This window comes from Flavobacterium psychroterrae, from assembly GCF_018380615.1.
In the GTDB taxonomy this organism is placed as follows: domain Bacteria; phylum Bacteroidota; class Bacteroidia; order Flavobacteriales; family Flavobacteriaceae; genus Flavobacterium; species Flavobacterium psychroterrae.
Window position 1 is genome coordinate 61,118 of the sequence record NZ_JAGYVZ010000007.1, and the last position, 16,649, is coordinate 77,766.

The following is a 16,649-nucleotide window of genomic DNA, read 5'->3' on the forward strand; positions in this document are numbered from 1 at the left end:
TAAATAATCTACTATGAGAACAAAATTATTTTTCTTCGTCATTATGTTTGTCACCATTGCCGGTTATGCACAACAAGATGCACAATTTACGCAATACATGTACAACACAATAGCTATTAATCCAGCTTATGCGGGATCGCGGGGAGCTTTAAGTGTTTTTGGTTTGTACCGCACCCAATGGGTTGGGCTTGACGGAGCTCCGGAAACCAGCAGCTTTTCTGTCAATTCACCTATTAATAATAGTAATTTAGGAATTGGCGTATCACTTGTAAACGATAAAATAGGACCAACTAACGAAAACAATCTTTCTGTAGATTTATCCTATACTGTTCAGACTTCGGCAGATTTTAAATTGTCGTTTGGTATCAAAGGAACTGCTAATTTATTCAATCTTGACATCAATAAATTAAATCCCGAGATTCAGGGAGATCCACAATTTCAGGATTTGGATAATAAATTTTCGCCCAATGTGGGAGCCGGAGTTTATTGGCATTCTGATAAAGCCTACATTGGATTATCAGTTCCTAATTTTATCGAAACCAATCGTTATGATGATAATGAAATTGCCATTTTTAAGGATAAAATCAATTATTACTTCATTGCAGGTTACGTTTTTGATTTGGATAAATACCAATACATAAAATTCAAACCTGCCTTACTTACAAAAATGGTCGAAGGAGCGCCGCTTCAGGTTGATGTTTCGGCAAATTTTATGTTCATTGATAAATTTGTTGTGGGTCTTGCTTATAGATGGAGCGCTTCTATAAGTGCCATGGTGGGATTTCAGGTTACAGACGGACTTTATATTGGATATGGTTACGATCGCGAAACCACCAACTTAAACAACTATAATTCAGGATCTCACGAAATATTCCTGCGTTATGAATTCTTCAAAAACAATGGTAAACTGACAACTCCTCGTTTCTTCTAAAAATAAATGATTATGAAAAATTATATATTCCTTTGCTTCAGCCTTATAATTGTTTTTTCATTTAACAGTTATTCGCAGAAATCAAAAACAGCTGCCGGAGACAAAAAATACGACAGTTACGCTTATATTGATGCTATTAAAACCTATGAACGTGTTGCTCAAAAAGGATACAAGTCTGAAGATATGTTTAAAAAACTAGGCAATTCCTATTACTTTAATTCTGATTTTGAAGGCGCTGCAAAATGGTACGGTGCATTATTTGAAATGAATACAGCGGTAGAACCTGAGTATTATTACAGATATGCGCAATCGCTAAAATCAACGGGACAAAACGAAATGGCAAATAAAATTTTATCTGAGTTCACCGCCAAATACAAAAACGACAACAGAGGAAAATTATTCAAAGATGATGTCAATTATCTAGATGAAATCAAAGCAAATTCAGGACGCTATACAATTGAAGATGCGGGAATCAACTCAAAATATTCTGATTACAGTTCCTATGTTTACGACAATAAAATCTACTTTGCCTCAGCAAGAGATACAGGAAATTTTTCGCAGCGCAAACACAAATGGACGAATGAATATTTTACCAATTTATATTTTGCCGATGTTGATCCAACAACAAACAAAAGTTCGAAAGTCAATAAATTCAAAACTTCGATAAATACTAAATTTCATGAATCTTCTCCGGCTTTCGCCAAAGATGGAAAAACAGTTTATTTTACCCGAAACAATTATGTAAACGGCAAAAAAGGAAAAGATGACAACAAAATTACTTTAATAAAAATATACAAAGCCACGCTGGATAATAATGGAAAATGGGCGAATATAACCGAACTTCCTTTTAATAGTGACAATTACAGTACGGCTCATCCTGCACTTAGTCCTGACGATAAAACTTTATATTTTGCCTCAGACATGGCGGGAACTTTAGGACAATCAGACATTTATAAAGTGACGATTAATGGAGATAATTACGGAGCTCCGCAGAATTTGGGAAACAGCATTAATACCGAAGGCAAGGAAACTTTCCCGTACATTACTAATGAGAACGAAATTTATTTTGCTTCTGACGGTCGTCCCGGACTTGGCGGATTGGATGTTTTTGTGGGCAAAATTGAGGATGACGGAACTATAAGTAACATTCAGAATCTGGGCGCTGATATAAATTCTCCTAAAGATGATTTTGCGTATATAATAGGTCCGGTTTCCCGAAGAGGCTATTTTAGTTCCAATAAAGATGGTGGCAAAGGTTCTGACGATATCTATAAATTCTTGGAAACCCGAAAACTTCAATGTATTCAGGAATTAACGGGAATCATTACTGATGCTGAAACAAATATGATTTTACCTGAAACAAAAGTTACTATATATGAAGGTCAAAACATAAAAAGCACTACAATTTCTGACGGAAGCGGCGCATATACTTTTCCTGTAGAATGTGGAAAAACCTATAATCTAAGAGCCGAAAAACAAGATTATACCACGAAAGAAGTCAGTATTACTATTAGCAAATTGACAGGAAAAACAAGTTTGCCAATTGCCTTGGATAAATCAACTTGCAAAGTCATGATTGGCGATGATTTAGGGAAATGTTTCGCAATTAAAATGATTTATTTTGATTTGGATAAATCCAATATCAGAATTGAAGCCGCTTTAGATTTAGAAAAAATCCTCGACGTATTGAACAACAATCCCACAATGAAATTAGACATTCGTTCACACACAGATAGTCGGGCAACATTTAAATACAATGAATCTTTATCTGACAGAAGAGCAAAATCGACTATTTCATGGCTGATTAAAAATGGTGTTGCCAAAAACCGATTAACCGGAAAAGGTTACGGTGAAACCCAACTTGTAAACGGCTGTTCTGATGGCGTACAATGTACAGAGGAAGAACATCAAATGAACAGAAGAAGCGAATTTATTATTACCGAACTATAAAGGATAAATTCAAAATTTTTGAAATTCCAAGTTTTTTAAATTCCAAATTCCAATAATGAATCCGTTATTGGAATTTGGAATTTCTTCTTTTATCTTTCATCTTTTATCTTTCATCTTTCATCTTTCATCTTTCATCTTTCATCTCTCTTCTTTCATCTTTCATCTCTCTTCTAAACAGAAAGTCGTTGTAAATCAATGATTCACAACGACTCCTAAAAACCAACCAGTCCAATAATATATCTAAATTTTTGCGAATATATTCGTATAGTATTTTTTTCCGGTTGCATCAGTTGTTACTGATAAACCAAAATGAGTATAATCACCTTCGATATTTGCTTTATGTCCAGGACTATCTAACCACCCTTTTACTACAGCTTCAGATGTTTTGTAATTATAAGCGACGTTTTCGCCTACTTTTTTTGCTCCTAAAACAGTTATAATATTATCTGAACGTGAAGTGAAATCATTATGATCGACAACATTATTAGCGATCATATATTTATTATGCTCCTCACATTTAAACGAAATATGATTTATTTTTTCTAATGCATTTAAACCAATACTTACTCGATAATCGTTGATAAGTTTCATGGTTTCAATCTCTGAATCGTTGTACGCGTAGTTCGTAATCAGAGTTCCTGTTGTAATACTATTATCTGTTCCTTCGGCATTGTCATCTGCTGAGCATGAGTTCATTGCAATAAGCATCACAACGAACATCATGGCACACATAATCTTTTTCATAAATCAATAGCAGTTAAAATTAAAGTAGATGTTGGGGCAAATTCCTTAATATATTATTTTAATAAATTGTTCTTGTTTTTTCTTCTTCAAACATATTCAATTTATCGGCAAACTACAAAATTAATCGATGAAATACATATTATATCCTTTATTCAGAATAAAAATCTTACATTAAGAAGATAGTCGTTCTATCTTCCATGAAAAATCAGATTGACTTTGATAACGAATCCTGTCATGCAGCCTGTTAGGTCTTCCCTGCCAAAATTCTACTTCTAAAGGAGTTACTAGAAATCCTCCCCAATTGTCCGGTCTCGGAATTGGTTTTCCTTCAAACTCAGCTTCTAGTTTTTTTAAATTATCTTCTAAAAATGTTCTTGACGGAATTACTTCACTTTGATGCGAAACTATCGCACCTAGTTTACTTCCGTCAGGACGGGAATCAAAATAACCATCAGATATATTTTCAGATGTTCTTTGTGCAATTCCTTTTATGATTACCTGACGTTCCATTTCCTGCCAAAAAAAAGACAAACAAACATGAGGGTTTGCAGCAATTGCTTTTCCTTTTTCTGAATCATAATTGGTATAGAAAATAAAACCTTCCTCAGAAAATTTCTTTAGTAAAACAACTCTTGATTTCGGGAAACTATCTAATCCAATTGTTGAAACTGTCATGGCGTTTACTTCTCCGTTTGCGCCGAAATCCTCCACTTCATGAAACCATCTGTTAAAAAGATTAATGGGATCTTCCGGAATATTAGATTCTAATAATTCACTTTTCTCATAAGATTTTCTATAATTGCTTAAATCATTCATTTTTTTAGATTGTTAGATTTTTGGAATCCTTAGATTGTTAGATTTTAAACTTAGTAACTTAGAACCTCAGCAACTTAGAACCTTAGACTAAAACTCAAAACTAACTCCGTCATCTCCGGATAAAACATTTGGAAAAATGGTTTCGGCTTCTTCTTTAAAACGTTCAATTCCGTCATATCGAGTTGAGTAATGACCTAACACAAGATGTTTGGCATTTGCTTTAAGCGCGATTGTGGCGGCTTCTTTTGCTGTTGAATGCAATGTTTTTTGTGCCAAAGCAGCTTCGGATTCTAAAAAAGTAGCTTCGTGATACAGAACATCCACATCTTTAATAATCGGAAGTATAACTTCGTGATATACGGTATCAGAACAAAATGCGTAACTCAATGGAGGAATTGGATCAAAAGATAATTTCTCATTTTCGATTACAGTTCCGTCATCCAGCGTGATGTCTCCGCCATTTTTTATCTTTTGATAATATGCGGTATGAATATCGTATTGCTGAACCGCTTCAACATTCAGTTTTCTTTCTCCGGGTTTTTCCTGAAACAAAAAACCATTCGTATACACGCGATGTTTTAAAGGAATTGTTGTAACAATTACGCGATTATCTTCAAAAATAACTTCACTTTCTTTCGATTCTAATTCATGGAAAAACAATTCATAAGTTGTCCATGAATTGGACAATTTAAGTTGTAAAGTGATAATTTCTTTCACTCCTTTTGGACCGTAAATATGTAAATCAGTTGTACGTCCTAAAAGTGCAAATGTAGAAATGGTTCCTATTAATCCAAAAAAGTGATCTCCGTGCAAATGCGAAATAAAAATGTGATTAATTTTTGAGAATTTAATCTTGTTTTTACGCAATTGAACCTGAGTTCCTTCGCCACAATCAATTAAAAACAATCTGTTTTTAATTTCTAAAACCTGCGAGGTCGGATTAGTAAGTGTTCTGGGAGTTGCGGCATAACAGCCAAGTATGGTGAGCTTCAATTTTTATGTTTATTCGTTTAATTGTTTATTGTTGAATCGTGAAATTGGTAATTTGTCAATCATAAATTGATTAAACAGCTTAACGATTAACCAATTAACAGTTAAACAATTAAACCAATTTTAAAATCCCAGGTCTCTTTCTATTTCGTCCATTTCAATAATATCGTGTGCTTCTAAAAGAGAAGGAACTACGATTAATTTATCAGAAATTGCATTAAAATCAAGATCTGCAACCACGATTACAAATGACTTTTTTGATTTTTTTTGTTGTTTCGAAAGGGGTAAAAAAAGTTTCAAATCTTTCTCAGTCAATCCGGAATCAGCTGATAAATCGATTATAATATTTTGTTTTTCAAAGGTTTTAAACTGCTGCGTTACTTTTTCCAGAAAAGCATTAAAATCTCCCTGTGTATTTTTAATTGTAACGGTATGTCCTTTTTGATCTACTTTCATCTTCTTATTTATGGGCGCTTATTTCAAAAGCTAAGGTACGTTTTTTTTAGTTTTATTTTTTGTTTCATATTGAAATGAGAATTTACCGCAAAGGCCGCTAAGTTTTTTAACTAATATTATGTTGAGAAAACACAAAGTTCGCAAAGTTAGATCAATACAAAGCTTTACAAAGTAAATGAAAAAATTTACCGCAGAGCACGCAAAGTTTTTTGTCTGGCGTTGCGGTTAGTAAACACGAAGTTCACAAAGCTAGATCAATACAAAGCTTTAGGGTAAAAGTTAGTTTCAATTTTGAGGCTTCAGGTTTGTCAGGCTGAGCGGAGTCGAAACCTGTTCCTATTGGTGCGTCCTTCGACTTCGCTCAGGGTGACAATCATTTCAAAACTGAGACCGAGACTGAAAACTGCGACTGAAAACTGAAAACTAAAACCTACTGAATCTTAGACGCCAATAAATAAATCACCGCCATTCTGATCGCTACTCCATTCTCCACCTGATTCAAAATCACCGAATGACTGGAATCAGCAACTTCAGAAGTGATTTCTACTCCTCTGTTGATTGGTCCGGGATGCATGATTACGATTTCTTTACCAAGGGAATCTAATAATGGTTTATCGACTCCATATTGTTGTGCGTATTCACGTGTTGAAGGGAAAAAATTGACGTCCATACGTTCGTTTTGTACCCGAAGCATATTCGCAACATCACACCACTCTAATGCTTTTCGTAAATTCGGCTCGACCGTAACTCCAAGTGATTCAATATATCTTGGGATAAGCGTTTTAGGCCCGCACACTTTTACTTCTGCACCTTGCATTTGCAAAGCATATATATTTGATAAGGCAACTCTTGAATGCAAAACATCACCTACAATAACTACTTTTTTTCCGGCTACATCGCCTAATTTTTCTCTGATAGAATAGCTGTCTAATAAAGCCTGAGTGGGATGTTCGTGTGCTCCGTCTCCGGCGTTTACGATACTTGCTTTGACATTTTTAGATAAAAAATAAGCCGCTCCGGGATTGGAGTGGCGCATTACAACCATGTCAACTTTCATGGAAAGGATATTATTTACAGTATCAATCAGGGTTTCTCCTTTTTTAACCGAAGACTGAGCTGCCGAAAAACTAATAACATCGGCGGATAATCTTTTTTGAGCTAACTCGAACGAAAGTTTTGTTCTGGTACTGTTTTCGAAGAAAATGTTAGCAATCGTAATATCTCGTAATGAAGGAACTTTTTTAATAGGTCGGTTAATGACTTCTTTAAAATGATCGGCAGTTTCAAAAATCAGGTTAATATCATTCTCGTTGATGTATTTTATTCCTAATAAATGATTTACGCTTAATTCTTTCATTTTTATTTCTTTAATATTTATTTGTCAAATTCCTGAAGTTCTGAAAATATTCAGTTCTTCAATGCTTTAAAGAGAACTTCTCTATTGAACCATTCTGTCTACCACTTCACTATAATCCTGCAAATCTCTTGCATCTTCATCAAAAATCTTCTGCCATCTGAAACCTGGAATTTCAATTTTTGTTTTTGCAGAACCGTCCCATTTTATTTTAAAATCGTTGTTTATTAAAACTTCGGCAACTCGCTTCCCTACTTCTATTGTAGTTGCATCATCAGTATTGTCTACTTTCTGAAAAGCAATAAACAAATTCGAATCTTCAACAGCAACTGCTCTTGCCAAATCCTGTCCATGATAAAAACAATAACCATCAGACTCAACTTCGTTTTCCTGCAATTCTCTTTCAACCTCAACTACTTCATATTCACCTTCGGTTGTCGTGTAACCAGCGTTGTGAAGCGCTACAATATTTTCATCACCTAATTCATCAAACGCTTTTATTAGCCTTTCAGTATCTGTTGGGCTTTTCCATTGTTTACTTTCTGCAAGTAACTTTTGGTATTCCTCTTTTATTTTATCGAAAGCCCACTCTTCTGAAATTTCGTCTGCAAATTCGTTGTCTTCAATTTCTTCTAAAATGTTTTCCTGAATCTCATCAAGAGAAAGAAATCCCATTCTGACCTGATTAAAAATTGATTCATAAATAAACGCTTCGTTCTCTGTCATGTTTTTTTGTTTAATCGTTTTATTTTTTAACCGTTTATTTGTTTGTTTATTTGTTAAATTGTTTAATCGTCTCGTTTTTGCGATTAACAGTTTAACGATTTACCCTATTAAACTTTTTAATCCTCTCATTTTCCGATTTAACAATTAACCGGTTAACCGATTAAACTTTAATTAGTTATCAGGAAAACGGTGTCTTCTCCGTCATTTTCTTTCCAGCTTACTTTTACTTTTTCGCCATTAATTGCATCTACCTGACGACCGCGATAATCGGGCTGAATAGGTAAATTACGACTAAAACGTCTGTCGATTAACACTAACAATTCGATTTCTGAAGGTCGCCCAAAAGACTGAATTGCGGTTAAGGCAGAACGAATGCTTCGTCCGGTAAACAATACATCATCGATAAAAATGACTTTCTTGTTTTCGACTATAAAATTTATTTGTGTTTTGTTGGCTTCTAATGGTTTATCAGTTCGGCGAAAGTCATCTCTAAAAAAAGTGATGTCCAGATATCCCAAAGAAATTTCAGGGACCTGATATTCGTTTTCTAATATTTGTTTTAAACGTTCAGCTAAAAAAACGCCTCTCGGCTGAATTCCGACTAAAATAGTATCTGAGAAATCTAAGTGTTTTTCGATTAACTGACAAGCCAAACGATGGAGTATGATAGTAACTTCTTTTGAATTAAGTAATACTTTTTGGCTCATAATTAAGTGTGATGTTTGGTTGGGCAAATATACAAAATCAGAATTATTTGTTGGGGTGTTATGTGGGGAAATATTTTTTTTTGATTTTTAGCAAGAAGAAGAATTTAAAGCAGCTTTTTTTATACAAATTTATTCCAATGACTTTAAAAATAAAATCTTAAATTTGTAAGAAATTATACAGAAAAATGGGTGTGTTTTATAATGGTGCTAATTGCGATATTTATATAGGTAAAGGAGCTGGTAAAAAATTACTCCAAGAGATTTCAAATGCGAAAAAATCCGTTAAAATAATTTCTCCATACCTTTCCCCTTCATTAATAAATGAATTAATAGTCCTTCATTTAAAAGGTATCAAAATTTCGTTAATAACAAATGATACAATTGAAGATTTCCACAAAGACTCTGATAAAAATATTTATAAATTAATTCTTCAAAAACGTACTTTAGATCACGATGCTGAAGAAATAAGAAATAAATGGATTAATGTTGAAGAAATACTTCGTTATATATTTTGGGGATTATCTGCTATTTTAGTTTTTACATTATTTTTATTTAATAATTTTAAACTTTTTTATATTCTAATTCCTTTATCTTTAATCTTTATTGTAAGGAAAGCTTATTTAAATAAAATAAGAAATAAACGCATCTATCATTATCAATATAATCAGTTATTTCTTTTCAAAGTTTTTATATCATATCAAAAGACGAATACTAACGCAAATACATTTATTCATGGTAAAATATATATAATTGACGACGAAATAGTTTTTATGGGTTCATTAAATTTTACCTATAGCGGCACAACAAATAATTATGAAACAAGAATTAGGACTATAGATAAAACTGCTGTAGATAAAATTGTAAAAGAGCATGATGACTTATTTTACAGATCTGGTTATCCTGAAAGAGATATTCAAGATTGGGGAAAAGAATTGTATAAGGAACCTATAAATTAAATCATAATAGTTTCAATTAATAGAATCACTCACAAAGACGGTGTAAATTAAAGGTAGAATATCTATTACTCTTTTCCTTTCTTGTGCTTGTAAACTGGATTAAAATCCAGCTCTACGATATGTTCGAGCCGATGGCTCTTTTTTTTAGATAATGTTCATTACAATTGATAGATATAAAAAATAAGTATGGAAAAAACAGTAAATTTAAAAAACATAAAACCTGACCGATCAGATATATGATTTACATAGATAAAAGTACATTTCCACATTCTTATATCGAAGAAAAAAAATTTGATTGGGGAGAACCTTACGAAAATATAATACCAATTTTTAATTTATCTATTAATCCTGAATTATCAGATATTGAATATACAATTGAAGTTTTAGGCAAAAACAATTTCAAAATTAATTTACAAAAGCTATATAATATTCTACTTAACAAAGAAGAGAATGATCGTATAGAAAACTTTAATACGCCAATTTTTAATCGCGAAATTCTATTAAATAATATTCAAAAATATTTGAACTCTAATGAAGATCCGAATTCTCCTTGGGAACAATCATATGATAGATATCCTAGCGAAAATGATTATTTGGAAGCAATTGAAAAAGATCTAAACAGAATAATATTATTTGAACGAAAAGAATACTAATTATATTTACACAACGAAGCCCTAAAGCGTTATATAAAATTCTCGAACCTAATTACATTTTTAACCAAGAAAGTGAGGAGTCAACACATAAACACTGACACAATAAATATGAAACATACATTACTTTTAGTATTCTTTTTATTCGGTTTACAAAACAGCAATGCGCAATGGAGCAAAATCACATCGCCATATGCCGGAAATTTATGGACCATTAAATTCTTTGATGCACAAAATGGATATATAGGTGGAAACACTGCCATTTTAAAAACTACTGATGGCGGTGTAACGTGGACATCAAAATCGATTAGTAATTTTTTAATAAATAGTTTTTCATTCCCAAGTGCTACTGTTGGATATTATGGCTGCAATAATAATATTGTTGCAAAAACTACGGATGCAGGTATAACCTGGACAAATCAGAATCCAAATGCAAGTCCTTATGCAATTTTATCTGTTAGTTTTCCCACCGCAACTACAGGATATGCAGTTGGTGACGCAGGAACAATCAGAAAAACAACTGATGGCGGATCAACGTGGGCACCTCAAACTTCGGGATTGACAACCGGAATAGAAGAAGTTCATTTTTTTGATGTAAATACCGGTATTTGTATTGGAGATGGCGGAAAAATTAAAAGAACAACAAATGGCGGTGCAAACTGGGTTACAATAGCAAGCGGAACTACGCAAAATCTATATGATCTCTTTTTTCTAGATGCAAATACAGGTTTTATAGCCGGAGGAACAGGTACAATACTTAAAACAACAAATGGCGGACAAAGCTGGGCTGCTTTAAGTTCAGGATTTACCAGCTGGTTATATGCAATCTGTTTCAAAGATGCATTAACAGGATATGCAGGAGGTGCTAACGGAAAAATATTTAAAACTATTGATGGAGGATTAACCTGGACGCCAGAAGTTTCCGGAGTCAGTAGTGCAAATAGTATAAACGACATTATTTATTTTAATAATAGATTTATTGCCGTAGGAGATCAGGGAGTAATAATTACTGATGTAGCTACTTTAGGTACTGCTGAAAACATTAAAGAAGATGCTTCGGTAATAGTTTATCCAAATCCTGTTTCTGATTCGTTTTCAATAGAGTTACATAACAATAAAAATTTGGCTTTAAACATCCATATTATTGATATAAATGGGGCTATCGTGAAATCAAAAGTTTTAAGCGATAATGAACGTACAGTGAATGTTAAGGATTTAAGCAACGCTGTTTATATTATTGAAATGAAAGCGGAGCAATTTTCAGCCAGAAAAAAAATAATAATTAAAAAATAATAATTAAAAAATAATAATTAGCTTTATGCGAGTAAAAAAGCATAAAGATGAAAGTAAAAGTTATCGGAATTCCAGTTTTAGATCAGGAAAAAGCATTGCAGTTTTATACTAACAAATTGGGTTTTATAAAAAAGCATGATATTCCTCTAGGTGAAAACAACAGATGGTTAACGGTAGTTTCTAAAGACGAACCAGACGGAGTTGAAGTTTTATTAGAACCTTCTCCAAATCATTTTGAACCGTCAAAAACATATCAAAGCGCACTTTTTGAAGCTGGAATTCCGTACACTCAATTTAATGTTGATAATCTTCAGGATGAATTTAACCGATTGATTAATCTTGGTGTCGAATTTACCATGCAACCAACAGCAATGGGAAATGTAAAAATTGCGATTCTAAATGATACGTGCGGGAATAAAATTCAGTTGATTGAGATGTTATCGTAATGTACGGTCATCAGTGATAGTCCCAGCGGGACGTTATATTTATAGCAGATTTATAGATTATATCAGATAACCCCAGCGGGGTGACATGTATTGAATTCAAATAATATATCGCTCCGATGGAGCTTTTACCAATCGAACGTATTTATTAGCTATAAATATGGCGCTCCTATGGAGCTTTTATGTATTGGAAAGCGATTATTTATTATTAAAAAACAATCTCTAAATTAAAACTTTTGATCCAATTATATAACCATTTGCAACAATTGCGATTTTGGGATGATTCGTGCGGGAATAAAATTCAATTAATGGAAATGTTATCTTAATTTATGTTCATCATTCTGAATAGTCCCAGCGGGACGTTATATTTATATCAGATTATAGATTATTTCATATGAACCCCAGCGGGGTGGCATGTATTGAATTCAAAATATTATATCGCTCCGCTAGCTTTAACCATTGAACATATTAATTAAGCTATAAATATTATATCGCTCCGCTGGAGCTCTTATGAATTTGGAAGGCGATTATTTTGCAGCATATACCCTTATTTTCTTTTTTGTCTTCTTCTTATAATAATATTTGAAATAAAATTAACTTCAATCATTCATATGACTACTTTTTATAGTATCAAATGATAGTTTCAAAATAAAATCTACATACGAAATAACCACAGAATATTAAAGCTAATTGTTTCTGTGTCTGAAAAATTCTTATGAGCATTTTCTAAAAACAAAACTCTTATCCAAATCATAGAACTTTCCCGTAAAATTATATAACACTTTTTTTGTTGTTTGAAGTAATTTTATTCTACGATAATTAGAATATTAAATTCTTTTTAAAACAATTAAAAACAGCAAAATCATGCAAAAGAACATTACACGTTTGTTAATGGTATTCGTAATACTATTTTCATTTACAAGTTGCGAAGTTATTGGAGACATTTTTAAGGCCGGAATGGGATTCGGGATCTTTATTGTGATTTTTATTGTTGCAATAATCATCTTTATATTCGCTAAGCTTTTCGGAAGAAAGTAAATATAAAAAAATCCCGTTCGATTACCGAACGGGATTTCTTTTTTATATAAAACTATGTTTTATTTAGCGTACATTTTTGTTCTTAATTCCTGAACTTTTTCGTCGTCTAAATATTCATCAAATGTCATGTAGCGATCGATTGCTCCGTTTGGTGTAAGCTCTACTACTCTATTACCAACAGTTTGTGCAAACTCGTGATCATGTGTTGTGAAAATCACAGAACCTTTGAAGTTTTTTAATGAATTATTGAAAGCTGTAATAGATTCCAAATCCAAGTGATTTGTTGGTTCATCAAGCATAAGGATATTGGCTCTTTCCATCATCATTCTGGAAAGCATACAACGTACTTTTTCTCCTCCTGATAACACACGGCTTGTTTTTAAAGCTTCTTCTCCAGAGAAAATCATTTTTCCTAGAAATCCTCTAATAAATACCTCATCGCGTTCTTCTTCTGTTTTTGCGTATTGACGTAACCAGTCTACTAGTGTCAAATCGTTTTCAAAGAATGAGTGATTTTCAGCTGGTAAATAAGCTTGATTCGTAGTAATTCCCCAATCAAAAGTTCCTGCGTCAGCTTTTTGCTGATTGTTTAGGATTTCGTAGAATGCTGTTGTAGCACGTGAATCTTTTGAGAAAAGCACGATTTTGTCGCCTTTTGCCATATTCAAGTGTACTCCTTTAAACAAAAGTTCTCCATCTACAGAAGCTTCTAAATTTTCTACATTCAAAATCTGATCTCCTGCTTCACGATCCTGATCAAAAATAATCGCAGGATAACGACGGCTTGAAGGTTTAATATCTGAAATATTCAATTTAGAGATCATTTTTTTACGGGATGTTGCTTGTTTTGATTTTGCAACGTTGGCGCTAAAACGACGAATAAATTCTTCTAATTCCTGTTTCTTTTCTTCTGCTTTTTTGTTTTGCTGTGCACGTTGTTTTGCCGCTAATTGGCTAGACTCGTACCAGAATGTATAGTTTCCTGAATAATGGTTTATTTTTCCAAAATCAATATCTGAAATATGTGTACAAACTGAATCTAAAAAGTGACGGTCGTGAGAAACTACAATTACTGTATTTTCATAATTTGCTAAGAAATTTTCTAACCAGGAAATGGTTTCAAAATCCAGGTCGTTGGTAGGCTCATCCATAATAAGCAAATCAGGGTTTCCGAAAAGGGCTTGCGCCAAAAGTACACGCACTTTAATTTTCCCCTCAAGATCACCCATTAATGTATAATGATGTTCTTCGTTGATTCCTAAGTTAGACAACATCGAAGCTGCATCAGAATCTGCATTCCAACCGTTCATTTCTTCAAACTGAACCTGAAGTTCTCCAATTCTGTCTGCGTTTTTGTCGTTGTAGTCTAAATAAAGTTCATCCATTTCTTTTTTAACAGCATAAAGAACTTTATTTCCCATCAAAACAGTTTCCAAAACCGTATGCTCGTCGAACAAATTGTGATTTTGGGTTAAAACCGACATACGTTTTCCCGGTTCTAAATGAATGTGTCCGGAAGTTGGGTCAATATCGCCTGAAATGATTTTTAGAAAAGTAGATTTTCCAGCACCATTGGCTCCAATAACTCCATAAATATTTCCGTGTGTGAATGTGGTATTTACTTCGTCAAACAAAATTCGTTTGCCAAATTGAACTGATAAATTATTGACTGTTAACATGAATGTCTTTTTAATTAATTTTGTGCAAAAGTACGGAAAAAGGTTCAGAGTTGCAAAGGAACTTCGGGGCGAAATTTTCACCATATAAGTGATGTAAGTTCATTTAAACTAAACTTATTGCCTAATAAAAACTTTGCACCTTTGCGAGATTAATTAAACTTCTTTGCAATTTAAATCAACCTTATATTTTCTTATATCACTTATATGGTTTAAAAACTACAATTCACTTACCTTCGATAGCGCTACTTCCAAGCTTTCGAAATTAGGAAGAACCTTTGAAATCAAACCTTCTTTATTTAAAATAAAATGTGTTGGGAAAGCATTTAAATCGAGTTTTTCATTCATATAAATTTTCATATCCGGAATTACAGAATATGCCAATGGTCTTTTTGCTAAAAATACTTTTAATTGTTGGGGAGAATCTTCGGCGAGGCTTATAAATAGTATATCTTTTCGGTCTTTGTATTTGTCTGCTAGTTTATTTACTTGGGGAAATTCTCTTATGCAAGGCGTGCAGTGAATGTACCAGCATTTTATGACAATAATTTTACCTTTCATTGATTCGTTTGAAACCAGATTTCCGTTTAAATCTTTGAAGGAAAATTTAGGGAAAGGCGTTCCTTCCATTTTGTAATTCTTAAGTGCGTCAAAAGCAATTTGATTGATGGTGGCTTTTATGCTTGTATCTGAATTAGGCTGAATCTGAAATAATTTAAAATAGTAAATTGAATCTTCTGATTTTAATTGAATTGGAATATAGTTTCCATTTGCTAATTGGTCTAAAAAAGATTCTTTTGAAATTTCTTTTGAATTTGAATCAAATGCAATAAAATCTCTGGAAAGCATGATGTTTTTGCTTTGATATACTGACCAATTGCTGAAGTTATTCTGAATTTGGATTGGGTCAACTTTCGGGGTTTCATGATTTGTTTGACTGAAACATGAAGTGAATATTAAAAATATTATGATGTTGATTGATTTTTGCATGGAATTTTTAATGGAATAATTGGGATTCAAAAGTACTTAAAATTACTGCGCAAAAAAATGGCACGCGGATGACACGGATTTGCTATCGCGAAAACGCGGATTTGACACGGATTTTTTATTCTCCTTTTTGTCGAAAATGATTGTGGTTAGTTTGTGTTGTAATGGCGCACGGGTTTTACGGATTTAACTAATTTACACGGATTTTCTTTTTGTTTTTACTCGCATTTTTTGTCATCCTGACGAAGGAAGGATCTCCGTAAGTAGCTCGACAAAGATTGGTCACATTCTGTACGGAGTATCTTGCGGAGATCCTTCCTTCGTCAGGATGACAATACTGGGGTTACTTTGTGTTTTTATACAATCTCAGGATGAAAAACAAGATGTTAAATACTTCTAGATTTCTTATGAATTCTAATGTCATAGCCCCGATAGAAGTGGAAATCCTTTTGTGTCCGCCGCGGCGGACATAAAAGATTGAAACGGATAGCGGGATTAGCTCCTGAAAAAATTGCTTATAATTAAAATAAAATTTAAAAAGTTACTCTAATATCAAGAAATACATCACTTTGACACAAATTTGTGTCATATCAAAAATAAATGTTCTTTAAGTTTGTAAAAAAATAAGACAATGACTACAGATAGCCTTTCAAATAAAGTTGAAACGAGATTAAACATTTTTTTTAATGATGATATTGATTCTAAAGAAATGGCAAAAATAATACGAGAAGTAAATAATGCGCTTTCGTTAAGCGTTATGAGAGGGTGTGAAACTATACAATCTGAAATAAAGAATATTGAAGATAATTTTTACTGGCTTAATAAACTGGCAGAAATTTTAGATCCTTATTTGGAAGATTAAATATTGTAAATAATTCTAACGCAAAGTTCCCTAAGATTTTATCGAATAGGATGTTTAAAAAACACAAAGT

The 16,649-nt window shown here is 32.8% G+C and carries 17 protein-coding genes; 8 read left to right on the forward strand and 9 right to left on the reverse strand.

Annotation, left to right across the window (positions count from 1 at the left end):
* Positions 1-13 precede the first annotated feature (13 nt).
* Both KHA90_RS09400 and KHA90_RS09405 read left to right on the forward strand, forming a co-directional pair.
* Positions 14-931: a PorP/SprF family type IX secretion system membrane protein gene (locus tag KHA90_RS09400; protein WP_213298358.1), complete on the forward strand. Its 918-nt coding sequence runs from the start codon at positions 14-16 to the stop codon at positions 929-931.
* Between the two features lie 12 nt (positions 932-943).
* A complete protein-coding gene (locus KHA90_RS09405; RefSeq protein WP_213298360.1) occupies positions 944-2,881 on the forward strand; it encodes an OmpA family protein in 1,938 nt (645 codons plus the stop codon).
* A gap of 240 nt (positions 2,882-3,121) precedes the next feature.
* Here KHA90_RS09405 and KHA90_RS09410 read toward each other — a convergent pair whose 3' ends face one another.
* The 7 genes from KHA90_RS09410 to pyrR all read right to left on the reverse strand — a co-directional run bounded on the left by KHA90_RS09410 (position 3,122) and on the right by pyrR (position 8,674).
* The gene (locus tag KHA90_RS09410) at positions 3,122-3,625 is read right to left on the reverse strand and encodes a CAP domain-containing protein (RefSeq protein ID WP_213298362.1); all 504 of its coding nucleotides are present in this window, start codon (positions 3,623-3,625) and stop codon (positions 3,122-3,124) included.
* Positions 3,626-3,796: 171 nt separating this feature from the next.
* A complete protein-coding gene (pdxH, locus tag KHA90_RS09415) occupies positions 3,797-4,441 on the reverse strand; it encodes a pyridoxamine 5'-phosphate oxidase (protein ID WP_213298363.1) in 645 nt (214 codons plus the stop codon).
* Between the two features lie 87 nt (positions 4,442-4,528).
* The gene (locus KHA90_RS09420; RefSeq protein ID WP_213298365.1) at positions 4,529-5,434 is read right to left on the reverse strand and encodes a ribonuclease Z; all 906 of its coding nucleotides are present in this window, start codon (positions 5,432-5,434) and stop codon (positions 4,529-4,531) included.
* A gap of 120 nt (positions 5,435-5,554) precedes the next feature.
* Entirely contained in the window at positions 5,555-5,887 is a 333-nt protein-coding gene (locus KHA90_RS09425; protein WP_213298367.1) for a ribonuclease Z, read from the reverse strand.
* Between the two features lie 430 nt (positions 5,888-6,317).
* The gene (locus KHA90_RS09430; RefSeq protein WP_213298369.1) at positions 6,318-7,244 is read right to left on the reverse strand and encodes an aspartate carbamoyltransferase catalytic subunit; all 927 of its coding nucleotides are present in this window, start codon (positions 7,242-7,244) and stop codon (positions 6,318-6,320) included.
* Positions 7,245-7,325: 81 nt separating this feature from the next.
* Positions 7,326-7,967 carry a DUF6891 domain-containing protein gene (locus KHA90_RS09435; RefSeq protein WP_213298372.1) on the reverse strand — a complete coding sequence of 214 codons (642 nt, stop codon included), beginning with the start codon at positions 7,965-7,967 and terminating at the stop codon, positions 7,326-7,328.
* A 167-nt stretch (positions 7,968-8,134) separates the two neighbouring features.
* The gene (pyrR, locus tag KHA90_RS09440) at positions 8,135-8,674 is read right to left on the reverse strand and encodes a bifunctional pyr operon transcriptional regulator/uracil phosphoribosyltransferase PyrR (RefSeq protein ID WP_213298375.1); all 540 of its coding nucleotides are present in this window, start codon (positions 8,672-8,674) and stop codon (positions 8,135-8,137) included.
* A 185-nt stretch (positions 8,675-8,859) separates the two neighbouring features.
* Here pyrR and KHA90_RS09445 point away from each other — a divergent pair, with 185 nt between their 5' ends.
* The 5 genes from KHA90_RS09445 to KHA90_RS09465 all read left to right on the forward strand — a co-directional run bounded on the left by KHA90_RS09445 (position 8,860) and on the right by KHA90_RS09465 (position 13,054).
* Positions 8,860-9,630, forward strand: a complete 771-nt coding sequence (locus KHA90_RS09445) for a phospholipase D family protein (protein ID WP_213298377.1) — start codon at positions 8,860-8,862, stop codon at positions 9,628-9,630.
* Between the two features lie 236 nt (positions 9,631-9,866).
* On the forward strand, positions 9,867-10,283 hold the full coding sequence (locus KHA90_RS09450) for a hypothetical protein (protein WP_213298379.1): 417 nt from the start codon (positions 9,867-9,869) through the stop codon (positions 10,281-10,283).
* A 108-nt stretch (positions 10,284-10,391) separates the two neighbouring features.
* Entirely contained in the window at positions 10,392-11,573 is a 1,182-nt protein-coding gene (locus KHA90_RS09455) for a T9SS type A sorting domain-containing protein (RefSeq protein ID WP_213298381.1), read from the forward strand.
* 47 nt (positions 11,574-11,620) lie between these two features.
* Positions 11,621-12,019, forward strand: a complete 399-nt coding sequence (locus tag KHA90_RS09460; RefSeq protein ID WP_213298383.1) for a VOC family protein — start codon at positions 11,621-11,623, stop codon at positions 12,017-12,019.
* Between the two features lie 861 nt (positions 12,020-12,880).
* Positions 12,881-13,054, forward strand: a complete 174-nt coding sequence (locus KHA90_RS09465; RefSeq protein WP_164502527.1) for a hypothetical protein — start codon at positions 12,881-12,883, stop codon at positions 13,052-13,054.
* A 59-nt stretch (positions 13,055-13,113) separates the two neighbouring features.
* Here KHA90_RS09465 and KHA90_RS09470 read toward each other — a convergent pair whose 3' ends face one another.
* Positions 13,114-14,733: an ABC-F family ATP-binding cassette domain-containing protein gene (locus tag KHA90_RS09470; protein WP_213298385.1), complete on the reverse strand. Its 1,620-nt coding sequence runs from the start codon at positions 14,731-14,733 to the stop codon at positions 13,114-13,116.
* 216 nt (positions 14,734-14,949) lie between these two features.
* Positions 14,950-15,720 (reverse strand): TlpA family protein disulfide reductase, encoded by a 771-nt coding sequence (locus KHA90_RS09475; RefSeq protein ID WP_213298387.1) that lies wholly within the window; start codon positions 15,718-15,720, stop codon positions 14,950-14,952.
* 628 nt (positions 15,721-16,348) lie between these two features.
* Here KHA90_RS09475 and KHA90_RS09480 point away from each other — a divergent pair.
* Positions 16,349-16,579 (forward strand): hypothetical protein, encoded by a 231-nt coding sequence (locus KHA90_RS09480; protein WP_213298389.1) that lies wholly within the window; start codon positions 16,349-16,351, stop codon positions 16,577-16,579.
* Positions 16,580-16,649 lie beyond the last annotated feature (70 nt).

Bases quoted from the DNA above. Each gene is read 5' to 3' on its own strand.
- KHA90_RS09400 (WP_213298358.1), top strand. From the start codon at position 14: ATGAGAACAAAATTATTTTTCTTCGTCATTATGTTTGTCACCATTGCC.
- KHA90_RS09405 (WP_213298360.1), top strand. From the start codon at position 944: ATGAAAAATTATATATTCCTTTGCTTCAGCCTTATAATTGTTTTTTCA.
- KHA90_RS09410 (WP_213298362.1), bottom strand. From the start codon at position 3,625: ATGAAAAAGATTATGTGTGCCATGATGTTCGTTGTGATGCTTATTGCA.
- pdxH (WP_213298363.1), bottom strand. From the start codon at position 4,441: ATGAATGATTTAAGCAATTATAGAAAATCTTATGAGAAAAGTGAATTA.
- KHA90_RS09425 (WP_213298367.1), bottom strand. From the start codon at position 5,887: ATGAAAGTAGATCAAAAAGGACATACCGTTACAATTAAAAATACACAG.
- KHA90_RS09430 (WP_213298369.1), bottom strand. From the start codon at position 7,244: ATGAAAGAATTAAGCGTAAATCATTTATTAGGAATAAAATACATCAAC.
- KHA90_RS09435 (WP_213298372.1), bottom strand. From the start codon at position 7,967: ATGACAGAGAACGAAGCGTTTATTTATGAATCAATTTTTAATCAGGTC.
- pyrR (WP_213298375.1), bottom strand. From the start codon at position 8,674: ATGAGCCAAAAAGTATTACTTAATTCAAAAGAAGTTACTATCATACTC.
- KHA90_RS09445 (WP_213298377.1), top strand. From the start codon at position 8,860: ATGGGTGTGTTTTATAATGGTGCTAATTGCGATATTTATATAGGTAAA.
- KHA90_RS09450 (WP_213298379.1), top strand. From the start codon at position 9,867: ATGATTTACATAGATAAAAGTACATTTCCACATTCTTATATCGAAGAA.
- KHA90_RS09455 (WP_213298381.1), top strand. From the start codon at position 10,392: ATGAAACATACATTACTTTTAGTATTCTTTTTATTCGGTTTACAAAAC.
- KHA90_RS09460 (WP_213298383.1), top strand. From the start codon at position 11,621: ATGAAAGTAAAAGTTATCGGAATTCCAGTTTTAGATCAGGAAAAAGCA.
- KHA90_RS09465 (WP_164502527.1), top strand. From the start codon at position 12,881: ATGCAAAAGAACATTACACGTTTGTTAATGGTATTCGTAATACTATTT.
- KHA90_RS09470 (WP_213298385.1), bottom strand. From the start codon at position 14,733: ATGTTAACAGTCAATAATTTATCAGTTCAATTTGGCAAACGAATTTTG.
- KHA90_RS09475 (WP_213298387.1), bottom strand. From the start codon at position 15,720: ATGCAAAAATCAATCAACATCATAATATTTTTAATATTCACTTCATGT.
- KHA90_RS09480 (WP_213298389.1), top strand. From the start codon at position 16,349: ATGACTACAGATAGCCTTTCAAATAAAGTTGAAACGAGATTAAACATT.